We start from the raw sequence: 4,968 nt of genomic DNA on the forward strand, positions 1-4,968 counted from the left end.
GATCTGCGGCTACAGCATGAACGAGCTGGAACCGCGTATGTTCTCCTTCAACAACCCGGCCGGTGCCTGTCCGACCTGCGACGGGTTGGGCGTGCAGCAGTATTTCGATCCAGATCGCGTGATCCAGAACCCGGAGCTGTCGCTGTCCGGGGGCGCGATCCGCGGCTGGGATCGCCGTAACTTCTACTATTTCCAGATGCTGCGCTCGCTGGCGGATCACTACAAGTTTGACGTTGACGATGCCTGGGAGAGCCTGAGCGCGTCGGTGCAAAAAGTGGTGCTGTTCGGCTCCGGTAAAGAGAGCATTGAATTCAAGTACATGAACGATCGTGGCGACACCTCCGTGCGCCGTCATCCGTTTGAAGGCGTTCTGCACAATATGGAGCGCCGTTATAAAGAGACCGAGTCCAGCGCGGTACGTGAAGAGCTGGCGAAGTTTATCAGCAACCGTCCGTGCGCTTCCTGCGACGGCACGCGCCTGCGCCGTGAAGCACGCCACGTCTTTGTTGAGGACACGCCGCTGCCGGCGATCTCTGACATGAGCATCGGCCACGCGATGGACTTCTTCAACAACCTCAAGCTGGCAGGCCAGCGGGCGAAGATCGCCGAGAAGGTGCTGAAGGAGATTGGCGACCGTCTGAAGTTCCTGGTGAACGTCGGCCTCAACTACCTGACCCTCTCTCGCTCGGCAGAGACTCTCTCCGGGGGCGAAGCGCAGCGTATCCGTCTGGCAAGCCAGATCGGCGCTGGGCTGGTTGGGGTAATGTACGTGCTTGATGAGCCGTCTATCGGCCTGCACCAGCGCGACAACGAACGCCTGCTGGGCACGCTGATCCACCTGCGCGACCTCGGCAACACGGTGATTGTCGTTGAGCATGACGAGGACGCCATCCGCGCCGCCGATCACGTGATTGATATTGGTCCAGGTGCAGGCGTCCACGGCGGTCAGGTGGTCGCGGAAGGCCCGCTGGATGCGATTATGGCAGTGCCGGAGTCGCTGACCGGCCAGTTTATGAGCGGCAAGCGGCAGATCGCCGTGCCGAAAGATCGCGTGCCTGCCGATCCGTCGAAGGTGCTGAAGCTCTCCGGTGCTCGCGGTAACAACCTGAAGGACGTGACGCTGACCCTGCCGGTAGGTCTGTTTACCTGCATCACCGGCGTCTCCGGCTCGGGTAAATCCACGTTGATTAACGACACCCTGTTCCCGATTGCCCAGCGCCAGCTTAACGGCGCGACCATTGCCGAGCCGGCACCGTACCGTGAGGTTCAGGGGCTTGAGCACTTCGACAAGGTGATCGATATTGACCAGAGCCCGATTGGTCGTACTCCGCGCTCAAACCCGGCCACCTATACCGGGGTCTTTACGCCCGTGCGTGAGCTGTTTGCCGGTGTGCCTGAATCCCGCTCGCGTGGCTATACCCCAGGGCGTTTCAGCTTTAACGTGCGCGGCGGCCGCTGCGAAGCCTGTCAGGGCGACGGCGTGATCAAGGTCGAGATGCACTTCCTGCCGGATATCTACGTGCCGTGCGACCAGTGCAAAGGCAAACGCTATAACCGCGAAACGCTGGAGATCAAATACAAGGGCAAGAGCATCCACGAAGTGCTGGATATGACCATCGAAGAGGCGCGTGAATTCTTTGATGCCGTTCCGGCGCTGGCGCGCAAGCTGCAAACTCTGATGGACGTGGGCCTCTCCTACATCCGTCTCGGTCAGTCTGCCACCACGCTCTCGGGCGGTGAGGCGCAGCGCGTGAAGCTGGCCCGTGAGCTGTCGAAACGCGGTACCGGCCAGACGCTCTATATTCTGGACGAGCCGACCACCGGTCTGCACTTCGCTGACATCCAGCAGCTGCTGGAAGTGCTCCACCAGCTGCGCGATCAGGGCAATACCATCGTCGTCATTGAGCACAACCTTGACGTGATCAAGACGGCGGACTGGATTGTCGATCTCGGCCCGGAAGGGGGCAGCGGCGGCGGCGAGATCCTCGTCTCCGGCACGCCGGAAACGGTCGCAGAGTGCGAAGCCTCGCACACTGCCCGCTTCCTTAAACCGATGCTGAAATAGCTAGACGGAAAGCTGCTGCCTGATTGCGTCAGGCAGCGCTTCAACCGCCAGCTTGTAGGACGCATCTACCAGATAGTAAATCTGCGAATTCGGCAGCGACCCATCGAGAAACACGGTGCTCCAGTGCGCCTTGTTGAGACGCGCGCTTGGCCGCACGTCTGCATTTTCACTGCGCAGCAGCTCGGCCAGTTCCGGACTGGTTTTCAGCGACACCGCCGGACGGTTATCAACGTCATGCACCATCGCAAACAGCACGTCTGCCACTTTGATCTGCGTAGCCTTCCAGTCGCTGTGTACGCTCTGCTCCGCGCCTGGTTTACCCATGCAGTAGGGCAGCAGTTCCGAATTGATCATTTCTCTTCCCCTTGTAGTGTTGCGATGATTTTGCGTGACCCGCCGTGAATGCGGTGCTCTCCCAACCAGATACCCTGCCATGTCCCCAGCTGTACGCGACCGTTCTGCACCGGTAGCAGCAGCGATACGCCAAGCGTCGAGGATTTAATATGGGAAGGCATATCGTCCGGCCCCTCCGCGTCGTGCTCGTAGCGGGCGCTATCCGGCACGGCCTGCAGAAAGTGCTGCTCCATATCGTGACGCACGGTGGGATCGCAGTTTTCATTCAGCGTGAGGGAGGCGGAGGTGTGCTGTAGCAGCAGGTGTAACAAACCCGTTTTGATGCGGTTAAGGGAAGGAATTTGTTCCAGCACCTCGTCCGTCACCAGATGGAAACCGCGTGGCTTTGCGCCAAGCCTGAGAGTTTGTTGATACCACATAGACTGCTCCAGAGTTATTTCACCTGATGCTAAGTGTGTAACACGTAGGGCAGAACAGCCAGAAAAGGGAGAAAATAAGGCAACCTGGCGATTGCCTTTTGCCGATCAATACTCGGAGTTGACGATGACCTCTTCGTTATACATTCCCGCCTGCGGCAGTGGCCGGTAGGTGGAGTTAGAGGCGCGCAGCACGCGAATGCCTCGCGCACCGACTTCGCGAGCGGCGCGGATGTCGTTATCCGAGTCGCCGTAGAACATCTTGATGCGCTTATCCTGTAGCCACTGGGTTTTGGTGTTCTGGCCCGGCTGGTCACCGGCAAAGATCACCGGATTCATATTCTCGGCGGGGATCTGAAAATCATCCTGCAGCGTTTTTGACACGGTCTCGGTTTTGGTCTGGCTGCGCCCGGTCACGAAGTAGATCGTATCGCCACGTTTGACGTGCATAGCGATCAGCGTCCGCGCCACCTCTTTGGGAATGCTGAACTCATCCCAGCCGTTGTTCATCTTCTCCCAGAACGCGGGATTGTGCAGATACGCTTCGCTCTGCGGGGAATAGAGTTCCTTTCCACGCCAGAAGCCTGGACTGGAGAAGAGCACGGTATCATCGATATCAAACCCAACGGCCATCGGCGGGCGGCCCTGAAGGCTGTTTTCGATTTGTGCGACGGAAACCCAGTGAATGGGTGCTTGCTCAGCTAGCTTCGCGACGTTGGTTCCCGGATAGAGCGGCGAGGGAACGGAAGCGTGAGCGTTGGCAGCGCCTACGGCAAGAAATAGACAGAATGCACTGAGGGCGAGGGGTATTTTACGCATATTCATCCTTAAACCTGAAAGTTTACCAGCATTTTCCCCGGCATTACGCCGGGGAAGGCACTGATTATGCCATCACAGCAGCAAAGGCCTGTGCGACCCGGTGCACATTACTGCTATTCAGGCCAGCCAGGCACATGCGTCCGCTGGCAATCAGGTAGACACCAAACTCTTCACGCAGGCGGGTAACCTGCGCTGCGCTCAGTCCGGTATAGCTGAACATGCCGCGCTGCTGCAACAGATAGTCAAAGTTATGACCCGGCACCGCCTCGCGCAGTACGTTCACCAGCTCATGGCGCATGGCAGAGATACGCAGGCGCATCGCTTCAACTTCCGCCAGCCACTGGGCTTTCAGGGTCGCATCACCCAGCACGGTCGCCACCAGCTGCGCGCCAAAGTTTGGCGGACTGGAGTAGTTGCGGCGTACGGTCGCTTTCAGCTGCCCCAGCACGCGCCCGGCGATGTCGGCATCGTCACAGATGATGGACAGACCGCCAACGCGCTCGCCATAGAGAGAGAAGATCTTCGAGAAGGAGTTGCTCACCAGCGCGGGCAGCCCGGCATCGGCAATGGCGCGAATAGCATAGGCGTCCTCTTCCATCCCGGCACCGAAGCCCTGATAGGCGATGTCGAGGAACGGGATCAGCTCGCGCGCTTTCAGCACCTCAATCACTGCATCCCACTGAGGATTGGTCAGGTCAGCCCCGGTTGGGTTATGGCAGCACGGATGCAGCAGAACGATACTGCGGGCGGGTAGGCTTTCCAGCTTTGCCAGCAGCGCGTCAACGCGCACGCCGTTGGTTTCGCTATCAAACCACGGGTAAGTACTTACTTCGAATCCAGCCCCTTCAAATATAGCGATGTGGTTTTCCCAGGTCGGATCGCTAACCCAAACGCCGGACTCTGGGAAGTAGCGCTTCAGGAAATCGGCTCCCACCTTCAGCGCGCCGGAGCCACCGAGAGTCTGGATAGTCGCCACGCGGTTCGCCTTCAGCACCGGGTGTTCAGCGCCAAACAACAGCGGCGCGATGGTGTGACGGTAGCCCGGCAGGCCTTCCATCGGCAGATAGAGCGATGCGCTATGCGGCTGGGCGTTCAAGCGTGCTTCCGCTTCGGCAACGGCCTGAAGCTGAGGGATCAGGCCATCTTCGTTGTAATAGAGGCCGATGCTAAGATTTACCTTATCGCTACGGGGATCTTCTTTGAAACGCTCCATCAGCGTCAGAATGGGGTCGCCAGCGTAGGCGTCAACTTTTTGAAACACGCGGTGGTTCTCCAGATTTACAGGCGGGGGTGTTAAACACAATAAACCGGAAG

General features: G+C 58.9%; 5 protein-coding genes. 1 reads left to right on the plus strand and 4 read right to left on the minus strand.

The genetic code is table 11. The annotated features are described in order from the left end of the window. Nucleotides 1–2,065: excinuclease ABC subunit UvrA (uvrA, locus tag FN633_RS15080; RefSeq protein WP_042388840.1), on the plus strand; the 2,065-nt coding region annotated here is incomplete at its 5' end. Here uvrA and FN633_RS15085 read toward each other — a convergent pair. From FN633_RS15085 to tyrB, 4 genes are all read right to left on the minus strand, one after another. After that, nucleotides 2,066–2,419, minus strand: a complete 354-nt coding sequence (locus tag FN633_RS15085; protein ID WP_154058264.1) for an MmcQ/YjbR family DNA-binding protein — start codon at nt 2,417–2,419, stop codon at nt 2,066–2,068. It abuts the gene before it with no gap. Then, nucleotides 2,416–2,838 (minus strand): secondary thiamine-phosphate synthase enzyme YjbQ, encoded by a 423-nt coding sequence (locus FN633_RS15090; protein ID WP_042388844.1) that lies wholly within the window; start codon nt 2,836–2,838, stop codon nt 2,416–2,418. The genes FN633_RS15085 and FN633_RS15090 overlap by 4 nt, the downstream gene beginning before the upstream one ends. A 105-nt stretch (nt 2,839–2,943) precedes the next feature. Further along, nucleotides 2,944–3,654, minus strand: a complete 711-nt coding sequence (gene aphA / locus FN633_RS15095) for an acid phosphatase AphA (protein ID WP_154058265.1) — start codon at nt 3,652–3,654, stop codon at nt 2,944–2,946. A gap of 64 nt (nt 3,655–3,718) precedes the next feature. Then, nucleotides 3,719–4,915 carry an aromatic amino acid transaminase gene (tyrB, locus tag FN633_RS15100; protein ID WP_154058266.1) on the minus strand — a complete coding sequence of 399 codons (1,197 nt, stop codon included), beginning with the start codon at nt 4,913–4,915 and terminating at the stop codon, nt 3,719–3,721. Nucleotides 4,916–4,968: the final 53 nt, after the last annotated feature.

The sequence above is a fragment of the Pseudescherichia vulneris genome (assembly GCF_902164725.1).
Classification (GTDB): Bacteria; Pseudomonadota; Gammaproteobacteria; order Enterobacterales; family Enterobacteriaceae; genus Pseudescherichia; species Pseudescherichia vulneris.

Bases quoted from the DNA above. Each gene is read 5' to 3' on its own strand.
- aphA (WP_154058265.1), bottom strand. From the start codon at position 3,654: ATGCGTAAAATACCCCTCGCCCTCAGTGCATTCTGTCTATTTCTTGCC.
- FN633_RS15090 (WP_042388844.1), bottom strand. From the start codon at position 2,838: ATGTGGTATCAACAAACTCTCAGGCTTGGCGCAAAGCCACGCGGTTTC.
- FN633_RS15085 (WP_154058264.1), bottom strand. From the start codon at position 2,419: ATGATCAATTCGGAACTGCTGCCCTACTGCATGGGTAAACCAGGCGCG.